The sequence below is a fragment of the Devosia sp. MC1541 genome, assembly GCF_012847305.1.
Lineage (GTDB): Bacteria > Pseudomonadota > Alphaproteobacteria > Rhizobiales > Devosiaceae > Devosia.
This window is the reverse complement of sequence record NZ_JABBDZ010000003.1, coordinates 187,822-209,395: the sequence shown is the minus strand read 5'-3', so window position 1 is coordinate 209,395 and position 21,574 is coordinate 187,822. Positions and strand designations below refer to the sequence as shown.

Below are 21,574 nucleotides of genomic sequence, written 5' to 3'. Positions count from 1 at the left end.
ATCGCCAATACGCGCTGTATATGGGGCAAAAGCTTAGGCAAAAAAAGACCCCGCACTGGGCGGGGTCAATCAGATTATTTTTGATCACGCCTTAGAGCGTGATGCCCTTGTCACGCAGACCCGCGCGAACCTTGGCAAAGAATTCGACGCGCAGGTTGTTTTCGTAAACCTGAAGAATGCGCTGGAGGTCCATGTTCACTTCCGAATTCGCCGCTGCCAGCTTCTGGCCAACCGCGGAATCGTAGAAGTTCACGATTTGCTGCAACTCATCGGTGGTGAAACGCAGAGCGTAAACACGTGCGAACTGATCGAGCAGATCACCCTTACGGCCGTTGTATTCCTTGATAACGTCGCCGATGACTTCATCGAGCTGCGCTTCAATTTCAGGGTTCTGCGTCAACAGCTGAGCCATGCTGTCGATACCAACCGTAACAACGGTGGTTTCGAAAACCGCAGCACGGTCCGTCAGATCAACATACTTACGAGCCAGCGCCAGCTGCTCTGGAGCAACTTCCTGCGCAAAGGTCGGGGCGCTAAACGCAAGCGCGCCTGCTGCCACTGCCGCAAATGCGGCGACTCGTGCGCCACGCATCCAATTACGGTTCACAAAGGTCATCAGCCCCGGTCCACCCTCAATCAATTACCTGTTTCAATCACCACTACGCCATCTGGCGTCGCGACATAAGCCTTGCGGCACATATTCAGGAAAAGTCCGTGTTGGACAACACCCGGAATGTTCAGCAGGTCGTTCGAAAGCACTTCTGGCTGCGAAATACGGCCAAAAAAAGCGTCAAGGATCAAGTGTCCACCGTCAGTGACAAAGACTTGTCCTTTATCTTCGCCACGCAACTTGAGGCCGCCCTCCGCTCCGTGAGCTTTAAGAACCTCTTCGACAGAGTGGCGCGTCGCGCCCAAGCCAAAGCGGTTGACCTCAATAGGCAAAGGAAAACGGCCGAGCATTTCGACGCGCTTGGTGCCATCGGCGATAACAATCATCGCGTCTGAGGCAGCGGCCACAATCTTTTCACGCAGCAGCGCGCCGCCACCACCCTTGATGAGATTGAGGTGTTCATCGAGTTCATCGGCACCGTCAACAGTCAGATCAAGGCGATCCAAAGTATCGAGATCTGACAAAGGGATATTCAGGCTTTTGGCTTGTGCGGCAGTGACTTCAGAAGTCGGCACACAGATCACGTCCAGACCGTCTGCAACACGCTGGCCCAACAGATCAACGAAGTGCTTGGCGGTCGAGCCGGTGCCCAATCCCAGCTGCATGCCGGACTTTACGTCCGCAACAGCCATTTCCGCCGCTTTACGCTTGAGGTCTTCGCTCATGCCAAAATCCTTCTATCCGATGGCCCGCGATGTGGCAGGACCCAGTGTTCGCGTCAACCAAACCTTCGTCGCGTATGCGCGCCGACCAGGAGCAATTGTAACCGACTAGCAACACAATAACCGTATGATGCGTCGCGGAAAGCCGCCAATGGCCTGCATTATCTTTTCTAGTGCCCTTGGTCGCAGTAAGTACACAAGTTGTCGCGACATAGGTACTGAGTCGCACAGTCAATAAGGCCAAGTGGACGCATGAGCATTACAAAAATAGCACTGGCGTTCGGTCTGTCGATCCTGCTGGCGATCAGCACGGTCCTACCGAGCTCCGCCGCACGCTGGTACAACCCAGATACAAATCAGTTCGAAGAACGTGTCGCGACACCGGGTGGCCGCGGCGGCAGCCCAATTAAGAAGCAAGTGGTTGATTACGAAACCAACCAGAAGCCCGGCACGATCGTGATCGAAACCGGTGAACGCCGCCTGTATCTCGTCTTAGAAGACGGTAAGGCGATGAAGTATGGTATCGGCGTTGGCCGCGACGGTTTCACTTGGAGTGGCGCGCACCGAGTAACCCGCAAGGCAGAATGGCCCACTTGGACGCCGCCGCCAGCAATGCGCAAGCGCGTCCCAGACCTGCCAGCATTCATGCCAGGCGGCCCTGATAACCCGATGGGCGCACGCGCGCTCTACATCGGCTCGACGCTCTACCGCGTCCACGGCACGTCTGAGCCTTGGTCGATTGGACAAGCCGTTTCATCCGGTTGTATTCGTCTGACCAATGACGACGTTATCGACCTTTATGATCGTGTTCAGGTTGGCGCACGCATCGTCGTCAATCACTGATCGACGCCAAATAGATTTTGAAGGGTCGCTTCGGCGGCCCTTTTTGTTTTCTACGCTTTCCGTCGCATCATTCGGCCATTAGATTGGGCGACATGAATGCATCTATCGCACCATCACGACCGCTCATTGACCGCTATGGTCGACAGATCAGTTATCTGCGCATTTCGGTGACAGATCGCTGTGATTTCCGCTGCGTCTATTGCATGGCCGAAGAGATGACCTTCCTGCCGAAAAAGGAAGTGCTAAGCTTTGAAGAAATCGAAGCGATTGCTGGGGCGTTTATCGCACGCGGTACGACCAAAATTCGCCTGACCGGCGGGGAGCCTTTGGTCCGGCGTGATATCATGGATTTGGTGCGTAGCCTCGGAAGCCATATCGGCGAAGGGCTCGAAGAACTCACACTGACGACGAATGGTAGCCAGCTGGCGAAATATGCCGAAGACCTGAAGGCCGCCGGTGTTGAGCGGATCAATGTGTCTCTCGACACGCTGGACGAACAGCGATTCCGGGAGATCACTCGGCGCGGACGGATCGGTGACGTCTTCCAAGGCATTGATGCTGCATTAGGTTCTGGCCTCAAGCTCAAAATCAATATGGTCGCTATGCGTGGCATCAATGACGATGAGATTGACACAATGATGGCCTGGGCCCACGGCAAGGGCATGGGCCTCACACTGATCGAAGGCATGCCGCTCGGCGAGGTGGGGCTTGATCGCGTCGATAGCTACCTGCCCCTGCGCGAGCTCCACGATCAGCTAAAGCAGCGGTATAAGCTCACGCGTCTGGATAAGCGCACAGGCGGCCCTGCCCGTTATGTGCATGTGGCCGAGACCGACGGCATTCTGGGTTTCATCACGCCTATGAGCCATAATTTTTGCGAGAGCTGCAATCGGGTCCGTCTAACGGCTACAGGCCAGCTGTTCTTGTGCCTTGGTCAAGAGGACCAAGTCAATTTACGTGATGCGTTGCGTGATGGCGGCCTCGAAGGGCTTGAAGCCGCCATGGAGCACGCGATGCTCATCAAGCCCAAAGGCCATGATTTCGTGATTGATCGTGCGCGACCAGAGCCAGCGCTGGGGCGTCATATGAGCGTGACCGGGGGCTAGTCGCCCCCAATCGCTACCGGCAAGCCCTATTTGTCGTCGTCGACAACGATGGCGAAATCGAGCGGCAGAGCCGTCGTGTATTTGATCTGCCCCATCGCGAAAGCCGAGCTGACGTCGGTCAGGTTAATTTTGCTGATGAGGCGCTTATAGAATGTGTCATAGGCACCAATGTCCGGCACCACTACGCGCATCAAATAATCGACCTCACCGCTCATGCGATAGAATTCCACGACTTCTGGAAATTCATCAATCACACCAGCGAATTTGCGCATCCAAGCATCGTTGTGCTCGTTTGTTTTGACCGAGACAAATACGGTAACGCCAACATTGACCTTGCCCGGATCAAGGACAGCAACACGACGCTGAATAACGCCGTCTTCTTCCATTTTTTGAATGCGGCGCCAGCATGGAGTGGTCGACAACCCGACTTTACGCCCAATCTCGGCGACCGGCATCGTCGCGTCTTTTTGTAGAATGGTGAGTATTTTACGGTCAATTTTGTCGAGCGCCATTCTGCTCCCCCAGAAATCAGATTCCACTACAAGGCCGAACCAACCGGCCAATTGGCCCTTCTGAGTGCCACATCGGCGGATTTTGCGCAATAAAATTGCGCACGACAACGTGTTCGAACGTCTCAGGAGAATATTAACCAGTTTCTAGCCGCGCACCGCCGGTCGGATATGCCCAATGCGGTGGGATAGATACACGCCTCGTTAACCACGAGACGCCTAATGTCCCACAAAGATGGTGCGAGCGCGTAATTGCTCGCTGTTGTGTAACGAGTAAGAGTCCATGGCGTCCATGCCGGCTTATATTGCCGATGACCGTTTGCGTTCGGCGCGCGACGGCAAGCGCATCGCCCAAAAAACGGTGTTGGAAGCACGTCAACGATTGACGTCCAGTTCTGGCACGCGCGCTGATTTCGATTATGAATTGATGCGGGACTACGCCAACGCCCGCCTCGGCGCAGCGCTGCCCATGGCAGCAATCATTATCATTCTCGCCGTCGTTGCCAGCTTCTGGGTCCCGTTGACCATTACGGGCCTATGGGCCGGGGTCGTTATTGCCAGCTTGCTCGTGGTCGTGCTGATGGCGCGCCGCTTCTTGTCGGTGCCCCCAAACCGTTTCAACGCTGCCCGCTGGACCACTAACTTCGCTATCGCTGAAACCATCGGCGGCATGGCCCTCGCCTTGCTTGCTGTCTTCCCAATGCTGGAAGCACAAGCAGGCCTGACGCCGGTTCTGTTTGCCATGGTGCTGGTAACCATCGCCAGCAATGCCATAGCCACGCACACACTGCCCATTGCAACGCTCGCAAGCACCCTGCCCGTAACAATCTCAGCATCAGCTGTGATGATGCTGGCTGGTGGCACATTGAACTTCACCCTGTCGGCCGTGGCCATCTGTGGCGAAGTGTTTTTCCTCTACCTCGCTCGCCAGCTTCACGCTTCCGAACTTGAGACGATCGCGCACCAGGCCGAAAAGGATGCGCTGATCGCTGAGTTGGAAGAAGCGCGCAACATGTCGGACGAAGCGCGCCGCCACGCTGAGCAGGCCAACATTGCCAAGAGCCAGTTTCTGGCAACGATGAGCCACGAATTGCGCACGCCACTGAACGCGATCATCGGCTTCTCCGAAGTGCTCAAATCCGAGCTATTGGGCGCGCACCAAGTTGCGCAGTATCGCGAGTATGCGACCGATATTCACGCCAGTGGCCAGCATTTGCTGAACCTTATCAATGAGCTGCTTGACCTCAGCCGCATTGAGGCAGGCAAATACGAGCTCAACGAAGAAGCAGTATCGCTAATCGACATTTCGGAAGATTGCCGCCGCATGATGGAACTGCGCGCGCGCTCACGCGGTATCGAGTTGGCCTATAATTTTGGCGACAACCTGCCAAAACTCTGGGGTGACGAACGCGCCATCCGCCAAGTTGTGCTCAACCTTCTGTCCAACGCCATCAAGTTCACCCCCCAAAACGGCAAGGTGGTTTTGGTCGTGCAGCGCAGCGCTGACGGCGGGCAAATGATCTCGGTTAAGGACAATGGCCCGGGCATCCCGGAAAACGAAATCGAGACCGTACTATCGTCGTTTGGTCAGGGCTCTCTGGCACAGAAGACGGCCGAACAAGGCGCTGGGCTGGGCCTGCCGATCGTTCAGAAGATCATGGACCTGCACCAAGGTCGTTTTGATCTCTTCTCCAAGCTACGCTTTGGCACAGAAGTCATTGCGACTTTCCCGCGCCAGCGCGTGATGGATGCCGTTGCGCCAGTTGTTGAGCGCCACGACCGCCTCGAGATTTATTCCGCAGCGGGATAAGCTTTCACATCGCCTGACATAGGATCGACATTTTCGACGCGGATAGCGACTATGTCCGCGTCGGAGGATTTTATGCGAATTTTAGCGTCTCTACTGTTTTTCGGTTTCAGCCTGACTGTTGGCATTGCGCAAGAAGCCCCTGCCACTGCACCGATGGCGCCAACCGAAGAGGTTGAAGACGAGACGTTCGACACCTCATACCATTTTTCTCCCACAACCTCGGCGCGCATTGAGCGCGAGTTCCTTGAAGAAATCCGCTGGTCGGCAGGCGTGGAAGCGCGCGACAATCTGCGAGAGGCTTTTGAGAAAAACTCGGCTCTGGACACTTGGCAGGAGCTCGTGGCCAAGGATGGGCTGGAGCTGGGAAATGTCGCGGATGCGCTGACGTCGTATTGGATTCTCAACTGGATCACGGCGAACGGCGCTTACTCGACCAAGGTCGACAATTCCGCCGTTCAGACGCAGCTCCGCGCTGCGTTTTCGATCGATCCTGCCTTCGCCCAGCTGAGCGACCAGCAAAAGCAGATCATGGCCGAAACTTACATCCGGCACTTTCTGGTGGAACACGCGGCCCTCAATGCCGCCGTGAAGGCAAAGGACATCACCGCGCTCGAAATGCTTGCTGCAGCTTCAGTTATGCGCTTCCGCAATGATATGAGCGTTGACCTTTTGGCCCTTGAACCGGGGCCAAAAGGTTTTGATTTTAGGCCGCTGCCAGATGAAACCTCGGCAGAGAACTAGACCTGCTTGTTCGAGACCGAAGCCGATTCAAAGGTTGCCATATTGTTGTGAAGGTGCAGCGCGGTCTTGGCCATGACGGCTGCGAGTGCGGCACCCGTGCCTTCACCAAGACGCATACCAAGATCGAGCAAGCCAACCTGCCCCAGGTTTTCCAAGACGCGCGCGTGGGCGGTTTCGGCCGAAACATGCGCAAAGAGGCAGTGATTGATCGCGGCTGGGTTGATCGCGTGGGCGATAGCAGCGGCGGCCGTGGCCACATACCCATCAATAACAACAGGAACTTTCTGGTGGCGGGCCGCGAGCAAGGCGCCGAGCATGGCTGCGATCTCACGCCCCCCGAGGCGTGCGAGAATCTCAAGCGGGTGCTCCAGATTTCCGGCATGGAAGGCCAAAGCACGATCGACTGCATCGGCCTTGCGGGCGAGGCCCGCATCGTCAACGCCAGTGCCCCGACCAACCCAGTCTGCACCTTTACCACCATAAAGCGCTGCGTAAATGGCTGCGGCGATTGTGGTATTTCCGATGCCCATTTCACCCAAGCAGATCAGATCCGGCTTACCGGCGACGGCTTCCATGCCATAGGCGATGGTTGCGGCGCACATCTGATCGTCGAGGGCGGGCTCCTTGGTGATATCGCCTGTCGGCAGCTCAAGGGCGAGTTCAAAGACGCGCAGATTGATCTCGTGCAGGCCGCAAATCTGCGAAATCGCAGCACCACCATTGGTGAAATTCTGGACCATTTGGGCGGTCACTTCACGCGGATAAGGCGACACGCCCTGATCCGTAACCCCATGATTTCCCGCGAAGATCGTGACCATTGGGTTGTCGAGGCGCGGCTTGGAACGGTGCTGCCAACGCGCGAGAAACTCGACCAATTCTTCCAGACGCCCGAGCGAGCCGACGGGCTTTGTGAGCGCTGCGTCGCGCTGGCGCACTGCCGCGACCGCGGCATCATCGCCATCGGGTACTGCAATCAACAGTTCAATGATGTCGGCAAATGCGGGATTGAGAGCGGGCATGGTAGGTCCGGCGCAATATGTTAGAGAAGCGCGGGTCTTGTTGCCCATATCGGAGCTGAATGCAATTGACCGATTTGCCGAAAGAACCGGGCGAAACGCACGCTAAGAGCAATGCCCTCACCCGGTTTTGGGCGGATATTGTGATGACGCTGCGATTCTTTTCGCGGCTACCGACCGGGTCTTCGCCGCATGAAGTTCCCGACTTGGGGCGGATCGCACGGGCCCTGCCCTTTGCCTCTATCATCATCGGCATTTTCCCAATTGCTGTTTTAGTGCTTGGAGTTAGCGCGGGTCTTCCGACAGCTTTTGCGGCGACATTGGCGGTTGCGGCGATGATCATTGTCGGCGGCGGGATGATGGAAGACGCTATCGCCGATGCGGCTGATGGGCTGTTTGGCGGCTATACGCCCGAGCGGCGCTTGGAGATTTTCAAGGACAGTCGGCACGGCACTTATGGGGTGGCGGCGCTGTGTCTGTTTCTCGTTTTGCGTGTCACCGCCCTCACCGCAATGGCTGAACAGAGCGCGATTATGGGGGCCATTTTGTGGCTTTGTGCCAGCACTTATGGGCGCGTGGCGGGGCTTTGGATGGCACATGCCCTGCCTCCAGCGCGTTCTGACGGCGTCGCGGCCACAGCCGGTATTCTCTCGGCGCGCGACTTCTGGATTGGCATCGCGCTGACGACAGTTTTGTTCTGCATCGGCTGCGGATTTTACGTGGGCCCGATTGGCACTCTGGTCGCAATGGCAGGCATCGGGCTCCTGAGCTTTGGCTGGACCAAATGGTGCATGCGGCTCGTGAAGGGGCAAACGGGCGACCTTTTGGGCGCAGCTGGCGCGCTGGGTGAGATCGTCGGGATCACTCTTTTACTTCTCTTCATTTAACGCCTTTAAAATGTCGGCAGTGCGCGCCTAAATGGACTGCGTGCGACGGTGCGGAGCGAAACGAGAATGCTGTTTATTGGCCTAGCCCTGGTGATCGCGGTTGGCATTGCGCTGTTGATCAGCGCCGATGCGGGCACGCTGATCGGCCTGAGCCAAATGCAGACGGCCCAGCTGGTGCCGCTGGTGATTATTTTGATCATAGTGGCGGGTGGCATGTCTGCCCGCCGGTTCCGTGCGGCTGAACTGGTCGGCGGTGTGATTGGGTGGGTCGGCATTTTCGCCATCGTCATCATCACCTACACCTATCGCGATGAGATTTTTAATGTCGCCCAGCGAGTCGCGGGCGAACTCCAGCCCGGCGTGGCGCTTGTCGATGCGCAAGGCGGCACGGCAACGTTCCGCCGTGGCATGAACGGGCACTTTGAAGTGCGCACGAACGTGAACGGCCACGAAACGCCAATGGTGTTCGACACGGGCGCATCGACTGTGGTGCTGACCGTACCGGATGCGGAAGCAGCGGGGATTAGAACCGAGGATTTGCGCTATATCGTGCCGGTCTCCACCGCCAATGGGCAAGGCCTCGCCGCACGGGTGCGGCTAAGCTCGATCAGCGTTGGCGGCATTGAGCGGCGCAATATTACGGCGCTGGTGACGCGCGAAGGCGTTTTGGAAACCAGCCTTTTGGGCATGACCTTCCTTGAAACGCTCAGCCGCTATTCGGTGACGCAGAATTCGCTCGAAATCGCCGATTAGGCGATTTCTTCAACAGCGCGGTCTTCGACCACGGCCACTGCGCGCGCAAATACTTCCGGCCCCGCGCCTGCCTTGCAGGCATCGACACTCATGATTTGCCGGAACTGACGCGCGCCCGGACGGCCATTGGCGAGGCCCAGCATGTGGCGAGCGATATTGTTCAGCCGCGTGCCCTTGGCCAATTCGCCTTCGGCATAATCGGCCATAGAAGCCATGATTTGCGTGAAATCGGGCACGGCGCGGGTGTCGTCGAAGAGACGCGCATCGACCTCGGCCATCAGCATGGGATTGTGATAAGCGGCGCGGCCCACCATCACCCCATCCATATGCTGCATATGCTCGTCGATCTGCTCAAACGTTTCGATGCCGCCATTAATCAGCATCTGCACATGCGGCAGGCGCTGCTTCAGGCGATAAACGCGGGCATATTCGAGCGGCGGAATGGTGCGGTTTTCTTTGGGCGACAGGCCCTTCAACCACGCTTTACGGGCGTGGACGTAAAGCGCGTCCACTTCGGCTTCGACCATTTTGTCGGCGAAGCGATCCAAGCTCTCTTCAATGTCCTGATCATCAATGCCGATGCGACACTTGACGGTAACGGGCAGCGAGGTCGCGTCGCGCATGGCCTTCACACAGTCAGCCACGAGATCGGGCTCGGCCATGAGGCAAGCGCCAAAGCGGCCGGACTGAACGCGATCTGATGGGCAGCCGACGTTGAGATTGATCTCGTTATAGCCAAAAGTTTCGGCGATTTTGCACGCCGTGGCGAGATCGACGGGGTCGGACCCGCCCAATTGCAAGGCGACGGGCTGTTCGACCGGATCAAACCGCAGATGACGCTCCGCATCGCCATGCACAATCGCGCCTGTTGTCACCATTTCGGTGAACAGCAGGGAATGGTGCGTCAGCAGCCGATGGAGCACGCGGCAGTGCCGGTCGGTCCAATCGAGCATAGGGGCGACGGAGAACCGTCGGGAGCGTTTTAGGGTCTGAATGTCCATGCGTATTCTATCTGCACCACGTCGAGGCATCGTGGCCCGGCACTAAACTTTTGCCGTCTGTACCATGGAGAGGGAGATAGGGCCACTCAAAGGGATGTGGGGGCGATAGGGCTGTCCGCAACTTCACAGCGGACGGGTATCGCCCCCGAATGCGCCGTTTGGGATCGACGGAAACGGGATGGGAAGGGGACTGGCAGCTTTGGAACCAGATAAGCGCGAAGCGGCTACGGAAGTGTAAGCCAGCAGGGGCCGTCGTGCTTGCTCGTTGGTTCTGACCTGTTAGCGTGGCGAGTAGCAAGGGGTGGGTGATGGCAGGGTTTCGGCATGCTTTGATCACGGCTACAGCGTGTTTTATACTTCTGTTTGCCGCAGGAATGAGTGCCATGGGCGAGGGCATTTTCAATGTGTCAGTGCTCGCAGTTATGGCAGTTATTTCAGTGCTGGCGGCAGTTGCCGACATCTTCATCCGCCGAAAAATGGCATTACACTAAAATAGCGCACGTGCTTGTTGTGTCCGCTTTGAAGCGGTCACATCAACCTTTTGAACGTCAGCAGTGGGCTCGGTATCGGTCGTAATGTCCTCATCCGCTCCCCAAAGCTTCGGAAACGATCGCCGCCGTATGCGCCGTGTGGGATCGACGGAAACGGGTGTGGGCTGCGGACAGGCAGCTTATATGCACAATGATGGCTAAGTTGACGCATGCATAAGGGCGGTAGATTGAATTGGCACAATGTCGTTCGGTTAATCTTGCTTGCCCTAGTTGTGCTCGGCGTCGTCTCCTTCTGCACGCTTGATTTTGGTTATTGGGAAAGCAGCGCAGAATATGAGCCCGATGGATTGACCGTCACGGTTGGTCGAAGTGGAGGCTCCCGAACCCTTAAGCTGGTCGATCGGCAAGGAGCGCTTGTGATGGGCAAGGGCTGCGGACGCCTTTGTTGACCGCGACATTGGCCACACACTCTCGGCGTCATCCTCGGGCTTGTCCCGGGGATCCAGTGCGATCGTGGTTCAGACTGGATTGCCGGGACGGGCCCGGCAATGACGGGGTTGAGGGTGCGGTGCGTCATCAACGGAAGCCCCCGCTTTCGCGGGGGTACGAGGTGGATAGTGTTGGCTTGAAGTGTAGCGCCATCAGGTCAGGCCCGAGGGTGACAGCTGGTGGCTGGAGCCAAGCGCTCGGAAGGGTGAAGTTTGATGGGCAAGGGCTGCGGACGCCTTTGTTGACCGCGACATTGGCCACACACTTTCTGCGTCACCCTCGGCCTTGAGCCGAGGGGGCTGTGCTTGCTGATACGAGAGTTTGGTGAGTGGTGGGCTCCACTCGGCGTCATCCTCGGGCTTGTCCCGGGGATCCAGTGCGATCGTGGTTCCGACTGGATTGCCGGGACAGGGCCGGCAATGACGGGGTGGAGAGTTCGGAGCGTCAGTAACGGAGGCCACCGCGTTCGCGGGGGTGGCGGGGTGGAGAGTGCCGAATTGAAGTGTAGCGCCATCAGGTCAGGCCCGAGGGGGACGACGAGGGCTGGTTTGAAGGCGAGGTCAGGTTACCACCAGCGCCCAGTGCTCCTGACATCGCTAATCAGAACGGCGACTGAATAGGCGATGGCGATGATCATCCCAAGACTGATGAGGATATCCACATCGTTGGCGGCACCACTCCGAAACCGCTCGTAAAGAGACGGCCCTTTATTCGGATATGTTCCCGGCCGAGCGAAGGAAAAGACGGCTAACACGAACACAGTGCCGATTAGTTGATAAAGCCCGTACGATGATCGACCATGTCCAAGTCGCGACAATTCACTACCTTCCACAATAGAAATAGAGTTGCACTAATAAATCGGAACCAAGATTTCTCGACAGCTCGATAGCAAATTTCATTACCAATACTAAACACTATAACCTAAAACTAATGACGGCTCTTTTGTAGACTTTATTAAAACTGACTGCGTTAAGCAGAAATCAGAACCACAATAGACGAGACGATTTCCACTCCATAGCTTGCCAATAATGCAATGAATCGCCCAGTTTAGTTTTCCATGTCTTATATGCTTGACCCACCACCCAAGCGATTCAGAAATCTCATGATCACTTGGGCACTAACCGCCGCAGTCATTCGAGTGGCGTTCGGCTTTGTGGAATTCAAAGGGATCATAATTTTCCCGTCGCACGGCGATGCGTCGATCCTGCTTGCAACATTTGTCTTCGCGTTTATTCGGTACGTTAAAACACCAGCTGGCGATGACGAGGACTAGGCCGTATTGAGGCTGGTCGCACCAAAACTGCACGTGAGCATGGGCTGTTTCAGAAATACCTCTGCAGGGGCGGGGTAGGTTTCGCAGGCCTGCGTCCGTGTGAGAATTGGAAAGTGAAGAGCCCTCCGGTCAGGCCCGAGGGTGAGGACTGGTGGTGGTTGCCGCATGGGGCGATCCCTCGGCACGAATAGAACAGCCCAAAACCCCTACCATTCCAGCGTAGCCCCCGCCCAAAAAATCATTTAGTTTCGAGTGGTTCGTTGTGCTGGGGAGGGCCGATGACCGCTTCGTCTAATCGCAATATTGCTGTCATCGATATTGGAAAAACCAATGCGAAACTGGTTTTGCTGGGGGGCGATGGACACCATATCGACACGCGCTCAACACCCAATCGGTCCATCGAATTGGACGTAGGCGGGACCGCTATTCTGGCTCATGACACAGAGCGGCTCTGGGCGTTTATTCTCGACGGGTTGCGGGCGTTTGAGGCGGAGTATGGGGTGGGGGCGATTTCCATCACCACGCATGGCGCAACGGCGGCGCTGGTGGCGGGGGATGAATTGGCCCTGCCGGTGCTCGACTATGAAAGCCCCCTGCCCGAGACTTGCGCCGAAGCCTATGGACTGGCGCGGGGGACGTTTGAAGAAACACTGTCGCCGCGCTTGCCCAATGGGCTCAATCTAGGCGCGCAGATTTTCTGGCAGGCGCAGAGTTTCCCGGACGATTTTGCGCGGGTGACGACGATCCTGACCTATCCGCAATATTGGGCGTGGCGGCTGACCGGAAAGCGCGCCAGCGAGGCGACCTCATTGGGATGCCATACCGATCTGTGGAACCCCAATACGGGGGATTTTTCGCAGATGGTGGCGCAGCAAGGGTGGCGCGCGCTGTTTCCGCCCGTCAAACCGGCTGCGGCGGTCTTGGGGCATATTACGGCGCGGGTGGCGGTTGAGACCGGGCTGCCCGCAGACACGCCGGTTTGCTCGGGCATTCACGATTCAAACGCGTCGCTGGTGCCCTATCTCACCCGGTTTCAGAATCCGGTTACTGTCATATCCAGCGGCACCTGGACCATTTGCATGACCCTTGGGGGCAGCACTGCAGCGCTCGACAAGGAACGCGACAGTCTGGCCAATGTCGACGCGCTGGGGCGTCCTGTGCCGACGGCGCGGTTTATGGGTGGGCGCGAGTTCGATCTCTTGGTGCCGAACTATGCCGAGCCGAGCGCGGCGGACATTGCTTTCGTGATCGAGCAGCAGGTGCAGGCCTATCCGAGTTTTGTCGCCGGTGTGGGCCCCTATGGGCAGAGGCGAGGCGAATGGTCTGTGGACAAGTCGGTGCTGACAGAGGGGCAGCGCACGGCTGCTGCGACACTGTACCTCGCGCATTTGACCCGCGCGGCCTTGGGACTTTGCGGGGTCGGCGAGGCGATTATTGTGGAGGGGCCGCTGGCGCGGAACGCCTTGTATTGCCGGGCTTTGGCGGCGCTGACCGAAAGGCCGGTCCACGCCTCGCAGGACAGTACAGGAACCAGTTTCGGGGCCGCGGTATTATGTTGTGAAGATCTCCCTCAAGCCCCCCTGCCTGCGGCATTTCCGCCGCTTGTCGTACAAGGGTTCAAAAATTACAGCGAAGGTTGGGAGAAAAAGACCAAGAATCTCTAGCGTCTAAGACGCACTATACAAGGACTAGCCATGACGAGCCGTAAACACCGCGTCGTAATTGTGGGCGCCGGGTTCGGCGGAATGGCTGCGGCGAAGGCCTTGAAGTCCGCTGACGCTGAAGTGGTGGTGATCGACCGTCGCAACCACCACTTGTTTCAGCCCCTGCTCTATCAAGTCGCGACCGCCGCGCTGAGCCCTTCGGAAATCGCCTGGCCGATCCGCCACATTTTGCGCAGCCAAGAGAATGCGCATGTGTTGATGGCAACCGTGACCGGCGTCGATACCGGGGCGCGCGAAGTTGTGCTCGAGGACGGTACGCGCGAAGCCTATGACAGCCTGATTTTGGCGACGGGTGCGCAGCACGCCTATTTCGGCCATGACGAGTGGGAAAAATACGCGCCGGGCCTGAAGACGCTCGAAGACGCGACCGCTATTCGCCGCAAGCTGCTGCTGGCTTTTGAAGCCGCAGAGCGCGAGAACGACCCGGAAAAGCGCAAGGCGCTGCTGACCTTTGCCGTGATCGGCGCGGGTCCGACGGGTGTGGAACTGGCAGGCGCGATTATCGAGCTGGGCCGGATTTCGCTCAAGAACCAGTTCACACACATCAAGCCCGAAGAGCTGCGCGTGGTGTTGATCGAAGCCGCGGGCAAGGTGTTGGGCAACTTCCGTCCGGCATTGTCGGATTACACGCTGAGCGCGCTCAATAAGCTGGGCGTGGAAGTGGAACTTGGCTCTGCTGTGGTTCATATCGACGATGAAGGCGTGCGCTATGGCGTAAAGTACCTGCCGACACGCACTGTTATCTGGGCCGCGGGTGTGTCGGCGTCGCCGGCTGCCAAGTGGCTGGGCATTGAAGGCGACCGCGCAGGCCGCGTGCAGGTTGGCGATGATCTGCGCGTGCCGGGCATGGACAATGTTTTTGTCATCGGCGACGTGGCGAGCACGACGTTCAACGGCAAGCCTGTGCCGGGCGTGGCCCCTGCTGCCAAGCAGATGGGCGCCTATGTGGCAGGCGTTATCAACCGTCGCCTCGTGGGCGATAGGCGGCATGTGCCGTTCAATTATAAGCACGCGGGCGATCTGGCGACGATCGGCAAGCGCTCGGCAGTGACCGACTTCGGCAAGGTGGTCTTCACCGGCTGGGTGGCGTGGTGGCTATGGTGCATTGCGCACGTCTATTTCCTCGTCGAAATCAAGACGCGCATCTTCGTGACCATCAGCTGGCTGTGGACCCATTTCACCGGGCAGCGCTCAAACCGGCTTATTGTTCACGGCGCGGCAGAAACCAAAAAGCCGCTCGAAGAAGTCACCGAGAAATAAAATTAGGGCCAGCTTTCGCTGGCCCTTTTGTTTTAATCGACGAGGGGAACGGCAGCGGCTTGTCGCGCCACTTTGCGCTCGCGCAGCCAGATATAAATACCCGAGCCGATGATGATCGAGGCGCCCAGGATAAACCAAGCATCCGGCGGCTCGTTGAAAATCAACCAGCTGGCAATCGAGAGATAGACGAGGCTGACATAGGTGAAGGGCGCAAGGATGGATGCGCCCGCGTATCGGAGCGCTGTGGAGTTTAAGATGTGCCCGAAGAGCCCGGCGGCACCCATAACAAGGAACGCAGCCCAAGAGATCGAGCTTTGTGGCCAGACCCAGCCCGTGAGGGCCACGGGAGCCAAAAGCGTGATCGGCACAATGCTGGCGTAAAATTGTTGCGTCAGCGCGGCATCTACCCCCGCAAGTTTGCGGGTGAAAATGGTGAAGAGTGCGAGGAAGACCGCGCAGCCAAGGCTGATGAATGCCGCGGGGTGGAAGGCCTCAGAGCCGGGGCGGACGATGATCAGCGTGCCGATAAAGCCAATGCCGATGGCCATCCAGCGACGCCAGCCCACCTTTTCGCCCAGCATGGGACCGGACAGAGCGCAGACCATGAGAGGCGCCGTGAAGGCAATGGCGCTGGTGACGGTGAGGGGCAGATAGCTCATCGCCCAGAAGTTGAGCGAGGTGGTGCTAAACAGGCAAAAGCCGCGCACAAGCTCAAGCTTGATATTGCCCGAGCGGAACAGGTTTTTGCCCTGCACCGGGAGGAAGAGCAGCATGAGCAAAATGAAGTGCATGCCATAGCGCACGAAGACGATTTCGGTGGTCGGCATGCCCGAGAGCGCCAGCCATTTGGCCGAAATATCGAGCACCAGCAGCACGACTTGGGACAGCATCAGGAAGCCAATGGCGGTGTTGACGCGGTTCTCGACCGGCAAAACAGGAAAAGCCATTAGCGAAACTCAAACGACGGCCCGCCCGGTGTGGGCGTGGACGAAAATTCTATGAACAAGGGTGGTACTCCGCGGCGGGAGTCTTATGCGCCGCATCGGTAGGGTTGAAGAAAGCCGCACCCAAGTCAATAGGTGCGGCTCACAATCTTGTATGGAAGTTTGGAGCTTTCCCGGTTTAGAAGGTTTCAGCGAGGTGCTGAACCGTCAAACCCTCTGACAGCGTTGCAACGCTAACCTCCGCGCCGCGGCGTGATGTGAAGGTGAGCGACACAGGACGACCCGGCAGAAGTGTGACCGCATTGTCGGAGAAATAGCCCGGAACATTGGTCGTCGCCGTGACAAAGAATGCGGGGGCGTCCGCCTCAAGGGTAAGGACCGGCTGACCATTCGCCTCGCTCCACTTGGACGAGACATTCGCTTGCGGCAGTTCAAAAGCCTTGTAGGGTTTGAGGAAGAAGTCGTTCTCGCCCAGAATAGTTCCGTTGGCGTCTTTCCAGATGAAGTAGAGGAATTCGTCCTCAGCAAGGGTGCTCGTGGCAATTTCGGTTACAGCAATGGCCGCATCGGGACCGACAGCGGCATTGCCCGACCACAGCTGCCGTTGCCCGCCGGAAACGCGAACCGCGAGGACTTCGAGCGCGATCGTTGCGGCGTGGCCTGTGTCATTGATTGCCTTGAGGACGATTTCACTCGGCAGCTGGCCTTCAACGGGAATGCCACGCGTATTGGTGCGCAATTCGGTGTGCTGAGGCACGGCGACAACATTGATGGGCAAGAAGAAGCGGCGCGCCATATAGTGCATCAGCTTCCACTGACCGCCGTAATCGAGCGAAGACCAAGACGCGACCGGCCAGAGATCGTTGATCTGCCAATAGAGTGTGCCCATGCAGCGCGGCTTGGTGGAACGCCAATATTCAATGGCCGTCTTGATCGCGAGACCCTGCTGGATTTGCGACAGGAACACCATCTGGGTGAAATCGCGCGGGAAGCGGAAGTAGCGCGTCATGGTTTCGAGAATGCGCGCATTGCCGCCCGCATTGCGCTGGTGGTTTTCCATGACGGGCGACGATGGATTGCGATCCTTTTCCTCAGAGAAGGTCTCGATGACATTCATTGAGGTGAAGCTCTGGAAGCCGAATTCGGAGGCAAAGCGCGGATTGACCGTGCGGTAGGCTTCAAAGCTTTTGGCGGAGTGCCAGACGTCCCAATAGTGGAGGTCACCGCGCGTGTCGGAATGCCAGCCATCGGAGAAGTCCATATAGCCCAGCGAAGGCGAGGACGGCCAGAACCGACGGATTGGGTCTTCGTCTTCGACGATGCGATGGAGAAGCGAATTTACGCGGTCATAATTGGCTATGTAGCGCTCTTTGTCCTTCTTGGTTTCGGGATACCAATCGAGCGAGCCAATGACCTCGTTATCGCCGCACCAGAGGGCGATGCAAGCGTGGTGCGACAGACGGCGGACCTGCTGGGTGACTTCCGTTTCGATGGACGCCAGGAACTCACGGTTGGACGGATAGCTCATGCAGGCGAACATGAAGTCGTGCCAGATGAGAATGCCGAGCTCATCGCATTTGTCGTAGAACCAATCGGGCTCGAACTGCCCACCGCCCCAAATGCGCAGCATGTTCATATTGGCCGCTTTGGCGCTGGCGAGGAGATCGCCAACAACTTCTGGCGTGATGCGCGAAGGGATCGCATCAGCTGGGATCCAATTGGCGCCCATCATGGTGATGTCGCGACCATTGATCCGGCACTTGAAGGTGTGGTCGATCTCGTCCTTCTCGATCACCCATTGGAGGTCGCGTAGGCCAATCTTGCGGGTGGTGACTTCGCCTTCAAGGTCGGTGACGAGGTCATAAAGATGCTGTTCGCCCTGCCCTGCTGGCCACCACAGTTTTGGATCGTGGATCGTGACATTGTGGGTGAGGACGTTCTCGCCCTTTTGGACCGCAACACGATCAAGGATCTGATGTCCACCGATGGTGTGGGCGACTTCAACCTCGCCATGAGCGAAAGCGTGAACGATGGTTTTGATCGAAAGCTCAACGGTGGTTTTGCCGTGCACCTGATCGACCTGCACGCTTTCCTGACGAGCGAGGCGCGATTTGCGCAGGCTCATGGTGCCATAGACGCCAACGGGCATGGTGCAGATGCCCCAATCCCAACCCGCGTGGCATGCGGGCTTGCGAATGAAGTTCATCGGAATGCCCTTCAGCCCATTGGTCTGGTAGTTTTTGGTGAAGGGAATGGGGAATGGGTGCGCTGCGGCGCGGGCGTTGGCAATGTCTTCGGCAACGGCGAACTCAAGGCGCAGAGTGTTGTCGCCAAGGCGTACTTTGCCGGTCACGTCGATGTCGTAGCGGATGAAGGTGTTGTCCGTGCGGGCAATCTCTTCGCCGTTGAGGAAGATCGTGGCGATACAATCGACCTCTGAAAGCGTCAGGGTCAGATAGCCATCAATATCGGCCTCTTTCGCGGAGAAGACGCGATCCATGGTCCAAGCGGTTTCACCGACCCAAAGCACCTGCTTTTCGTTCTCGCCCCAATAGGGATCGGGGATCAAATCGGCATTCAAGAGCGCGGTATGCACGTCGCCCGGCAGAGCGATGGTGGTCGCAATGTCGCGCGAGATAGCGCGCAACGAAAAGTCACCGCCCAAAGACAGGGCGGCGTTATACGCCGGAACGGCCATGACAAGTCCTCCTCAACTGGCAAAAGGGCCAGTGCAATCGATTTCGATCGCCTTATTTGTAGCGGAGGGAATGGTGGCGTCTAGGGGGATGGGGAATATTTGTATGGAAGATGCCGAATGGTTGGCGCTGTGATTGGGTGACGGTGCTGCGTGTGCTCCACGCAATGCAGCAATGGCCTAATACTTGAGGTGAGAGCGCAGCGTAGACATCGCCTTTTCATGCGACTGCGTTGGGGCGTCGCTTTCAAGCGCTTGTTGGACTTTCGCCCGAAACCACTCATCGTAAGCGACGGGATCCGCAATCAAACCCGGTGGCAGTGTGCCTTCGTGCGCAACACGGGTGAGCAGTATGCGAACTGCATCGGATACGGTGAGACCAACATTGGCCAAAGCCTCAGATGCCTTAGCTTTGAGATCGTCATCGATACGAACGTGGAGCATGCTGGTTTTTGCGGCCATTCACAGAGTGTGTATCTCAAACGAGATACAGTCAAGAGTTGGCGTAGGCGGTGAGTGCAACCTCCTCGGGTCAAGCCCGAGGTTGACGGCTGGTGGGTGTTGGGAAACCAACGCAAGGGAGAATGGGAGGCAAGAATTCCCCCACCCCGGCCCTCCCCGCAAGGGGGAGGGAGAAGAAAGGTCGGTGACGACACCGGGCAAAAAGGCGCGTGGGCTTTGCGCTGGCAAGGCCCGCTCACCCGACCTGCGATCGACCTCTCCCCGTGGGGGAGAGGTGTAGAGAGATTTAGACGTCTGGGTCCAAAAATCCGCCGGATTGGCGGGACCAGAGTTGGGAGTAAATGCCGCCGGAGGAGAGGAGCTGGCTGTGAGGGCCCTGCTCGACGATCTGGCCTTTATCGAGCACGATCAACCGATCCATCATGGCGATGGTCGAGAGACGATGAGCGATGGCGATGACGGTTTTGCCGTCCATCAGCGAGACCAACTGTTCCTGAATTGCTGCTTCCACTTCGCTGTCGAGAGCGGAGGTGGCTTCATCGAGAACGAGGATCGGCGCATTCTTGAGGAGCACGCGGGCTATGGCGATGCGCTGACGTTGCCCACCAGAGAGCTTTACCCCGCGCTCGCCCACATGAGCGTCAAAACCCGTGCGCCCCTTCGCGTCGGTCAGGCCGGGAATGAAGCCGATGGCCTCCGCCTTTTCGGCTGCGGCGCGCATCATCTCTTCGGACGCATCGGGGCGACCATAGAGAATGTTATCGCGTACGGAGCGATGCAGCAGCGAAGTGTCTTGGGTCACAACGCCGATATTGGCGCGTAGGCTATCCTGCGTGATTTCAGCAATATCCTGCCCGTCGATAAGGATGCGGCCCGATTGACGGTCATAGAAGCGCAAGAGCAGGTTGACGATGGTCGATTTGCCCGCGCCGGAGCGGCCGACGAGGCCGATTTTTTCACCCGGCTGAATATGCAGATCGAGACCTTCGATAACGCCCTTATCCTTGCCGTAGTGGAAGGAAACGTTTTCAAATTTGATGTCGCCGGTGACGCGGCCAATAGGCTTTGCGCTCGGCTTGTCAGCAACCACACGTGGTAGCGAAATGGAGGAAATGCCATCGCGCACCACGCCGATGTTTTCGAACAGTGCTGACATTTCCCACATGATCCACTGGCTCATGCCCTGGAAACGCAGAACCAACGCAGCGGCAACGGCAATGGCACCGGGGGTCATATTGCCGTTGAGCCACTGGCCAATGCCGACGGCAAAGACCGAGAACAACAACACGCAGTTCATCACCGTAATGGTGGTGGTGAGCAGAGTGACGAGGCGCATCTGAGAATGGACGGTATCGAGAAAACCATCCATGCTTTCGCGGGCATAGCTCTCTTCGCGCTTGGAGTGCGAGAAGAGTTTTACGGTAGCGATGTTGGTGTAGCTATCGACGATACGACCGGTCATGACCGAGCGCGCGTCTGCCTGTAGCTCGGACACCTTACCGAGGCGCGGAATGAAGTGGCGCAACAGCAGAATGTAGAGCACCAGCCAAACGATGAAGGGCACCGCGAGCCAAGGGTCGCTCACAAACGCCAAGACGATTGCGCCGGTGAAGTAGACGGCCACATAAACAGTGACGTCGAGGACCTTCATCACCACTTCGCGCACGGCCAGCGAGGTCTGCATCAGCTTTGCGCCGATGCGACCCGCGAACTCGTCCTGGAAATAGCTCATCGACTGGCGAATGAGATAGCGGTGCGCCATCCAGCGGATACGCTGAGGGAAGTTGCCGAGCAGGGTCTGGTGGATCACCAGCGTATCGGCGAACTGCAAAACAGGAATGACGATGAGCAGAAGCACGGCCATGCCGGCCAGCTTCCAGCCCTCGTTTGCAAGGAAGGTTGCGCGGTCGGCAGTGCCGAGCCAATCAACGATGGAGCCCATGAAGCCGAAGAGGGAAATCTCAAGGATCGCCACCCCGGCTCCCATCACTGTCATGGCAGCAAGCCACTTTTTGGCACCGTGACTGTAATGCAGGCAAAAGCCCAACAGGGTTTTTGGCGGTTCGACGGGATCGTTGTGCGGATAGGCGTCGATGCGGCTTTCAAACCAACGGAACATCTTCACTCTCGTATAATGGCTGGCGCATGTCGCGCCGTAGAGTTTTCAAAACTTCTGGAGCGCATGGAGCCGAATTCTTGGCTGCGGATTACAGCAAGAACAGACGTGTGTCTTCCAGA

Annotated in this window: 19 protein-coding genes; 9 read left to right on the top strand and 10 right to left on the bottom strand. The window is 57.6% G+C overall.

Annotated features, from left to right (window positions below; genetic code table 11):
- Positions 1-91 precede the first annotated feature (91 nt).
- Positions 92-616, bottom strand: coding sequence for a DUF2059 domain-containing protein (locus HKD40_RS05395; RefSeq protein WP_169194707.1), 525 nt, complete (start codon positions 614-616; stop codon positions 92-94).
- Positions 617-636: 20 nt separating this feature from the next.
- Entirely contained in the window at positions 637-1,335 is a 699-nt protein-coding gene (gene rpiA, locus HKD40_RS05390; RefSeq protein WP_169194706.1) for a ribose-5-phosphate isomerase RpiA, read from the bottom strand.
- 249 nt (positions 1,336-1,584) lie between these two features.
- On the opposite strand from rpiA, the gene HKD40_RS05385 reads away from it, so the two are divergent.
- Both HKD40_RS05385 and moaA read left to right on the top strand, forming a co-directional pair.
- On the top strand, positions 1,585-2,175 hold the full coding sequence (locus tag HKD40_RS05385) for a L,D-transpeptidase (RefSeq protein ID WP_169194705.1): 591 nt from the start codon (positions 1,585-1,587) through the stop codon (positions 2,173-2,175).
- Between the two features lie 92 nt (positions 2,176-2,267).
- Positions 2,268-3,281, top strand: coding sequence for a GTP 3',8-cyclase MoaA (moaA, locus tag HKD40_RS05380; RefSeq protein ID WP_169194704.1), 1,014 nt, complete (start codon positions 2,268-2,270; stop codon positions 3,279-3,281).
- Between the two features lie 26 nt (positions 3,282-3,307).
- Here moaA and HKD40_RS05375 read toward each other — a convergent pair whose 3' ends face one another.
- Entirely contained in the window at positions 3,308-3,793 is a 486-nt protein-coding gene (locus tag HKD40_RS05375) for an Lrp/AsnC family transcriptional regulator (protein ID WP_169194703.1), read from the bottom strand.
- Between the two features lie 280 nt (positions 3,794-4,073).
- On the opposite strand from HKD40_RS05375, the gene HKD40_RS05370 reads away from it, so the two are divergent.
- Positions 4,074-5,600, top strand: a complete 1,527-nt coding sequence (locus HKD40_RS05370) for a HAMP domain-containing sensor histidine kinase (RefSeq protein ID WP_248305916.1) — start codon at positions 4,074-4,076, stop codon at positions 5,598-5,600.
- Between the two features lie 51 nt (positions 5,601-5,651).
- Positions 5,652-6,341 (top strand): DUF6683 family protein, encoded by a 690-nt coding sequence (locus HKD40_RS05365; protein WP_169194702.1) that lies wholly within the window; start codon positions 5,652-5,654, stop codon positions 6,339-6,341.
- Here the strand turns inward: HKD40_RS05365 and cobT are convergent.
- Entirely contained in the window at positions 6,338-7,360 is a 1,023-nt protein-coding gene (cobT, locus tag HKD40_RS05360; RefSeq protein WP_169194701.1) for a nicotinate-nucleotide--dimethylbenzimidazole phosphoribosyltransferase, read from the bottom strand. The two genes, HKD40_RS05365 and cobT, sit on opposite strands and share 4 nt — an antisense overlap.
- Before the next feature lie 65 nt (positions 7,361-7,425).
- Here cobT and HKD40_RS05355 point away from each other — a divergent pair, with 65 nt between their 5' ends.
- Both HKD40_RS05355 and HKD40_RS05350 read left to right on the top strand, forming a co-directional pair.
- The gene (locus tag HKD40_RS05355) at positions 7,426-8,244 is read left to right on the top strand and encodes an adenosylcobinamide-GDP ribazoletransferase (RefSeq protein WP_169194700.1); all 819 of its coding nucleotides are present in this window, start codon (positions 7,426-7,428) and stop codon (positions 8,242-8,244) included.
- Between the two features lie 66 nt (positions 8,245-8,310).
- Positions 8,311-8,997, top strand: coding sequence for a TIGR02281 family clan AA aspartic protease (locus tag HKD40_RS05350; RefSeq protein ID WP_169194699.1), 687 nt, complete (start codon positions 8,311-8,313; stop codon positions 8,995-8,997).
- Here HKD40_RS05350 and dusA read toward each other — a convergent pair.
- Complete coding sequence (dusA, locus tag HKD40_RS05345; RefSeq protein WP_169194698.1) at positions 8,994-9,998, bottom strand: tRNA dihydrouridine(20/20a) synthase DusA; 1,005 nt, start codon at positions 9,996-9,998, stop codon at positions 8,994-8,996. The two genes, HKD40_RS05350 and dusA, sit on opposite strands and share 4 nt — an antisense overlap.
- Before the next feature lie 308 nt (positions 9,999-10,306).
- On the opposite strand from dusA, the gene HKD40_RS05340 reads away from it, so the two are divergent.
- Entirely contained in the window at positions 10,307-10,489 is a 183-nt protein-coding gene (locus HKD40_RS05340; RefSeq protein WP_169194697.1) for a hypothetical protein, read from the top strand.
- A 266-nt stretch (positions 10,490-10,755) separates the two neighbouring features.
- On the opposite strand, the gene HKD40_RS05335 is transcribed toward HKD40_RS05340, so the two are convergent.
- Positions 10,756-10,947, bottom strand: coding sequence for a hypothetical protein (locus tag HKD40_RS05335; RefSeq protein ID WP_169194696.1), 192 nt, complete (start codon positions 10,945-10,947; stop codon positions 10,756-10,758).
- Positions 10,948-12,529: 1,582 nt separating this feature from the next.
- Between HKD40_RS05335 and HKD40_RS05330 the strand changes: the two genes are divergently transcribed.
- The gene (locus HKD40_RS05330; RefSeq protein ID WP_169194695.1) at positions 12,530-13,915 is read left to right on the top strand and encodes an FGGY family carbohydrate kinase; all 1,386 of its coding nucleotides are present in this window, start codon (positions 12,530-12,532) and stop codon (positions 13,913-13,915) included.
- 30 nt (positions 13,916-13,945) lie between these two features.
- Positions 13,946-15,235, top strand: coding sequence for an NAD(P)/FAD-dependent oxidoreductase (locus HKD40_RS05325; protein ID WP_169194694.1), 1,290 nt, complete (start codon positions 13,946-13,948; stop codon positions 15,233-15,235).
- A gap of 32 nt (positions 15,236-15,267) precedes the next feature.
- On the opposite strand, the gene HKD40_RS05320 is transcribed toward HKD40_RS05325, so the two are convergent.
- The 4 genes from HKD40_RS05320 to HKD40_RS05305 all read right to left on the bottom strand — a co-directional run bounded on the left by HKD40_RS05320 (position 15,268) and on the right by HKD40_RS05305 (position 21,455).
- The gene (locus tag HKD40_RS05320) at positions 15,268-16,182 is read right to left on the bottom strand and encodes a DMT family transporter (RefSeq protein ID WP_169194693.1); all 915 of its coding nucleotides are present in this window, start codon (positions 16,180-16,182) and stop codon (positions 15,268-15,270) included.
- A gap of 175 nt (positions 16,183-16,357) precedes the next feature.
- Positions 16,358-18,877, bottom strand: a complete 2,520-nt coding sequence (locus HKD40_RS05315; RefSeq protein ID WP_169194692.1) for a glycoside hydrolase family 2 protein — start codon at positions 18,875-18,877, stop codon at positions 16,358-16,360.
- Between the two features lie 177 nt (positions 18,878-19,054).
- Positions 19,055-19,336 (bottom strand): type II toxin-antitoxin system RelB/DinJ family antitoxin, encoded by a 282-nt coding sequence (locus tag HKD40_RS05310; RefSeq protein WP_169194691.1) that lies wholly within the window; start codon positions 19,334-19,336, stop codon positions 19,055-19,057.
- 286 nt (positions 19,337-19,622) lie between these two features.
- On the bottom strand, positions 19,623-21,455 hold the full coding sequence (locus HKD40_RS05305) for an ABC transporter ATP-binding protein (protein ID WP_169194690.1): 1,833 nt from the start codon (positions 21,453-21,455) through the stop codon (positions 19,623-19,625).
- Positions 21,456-21,574 lie beyond the last annotated feature (119 nt).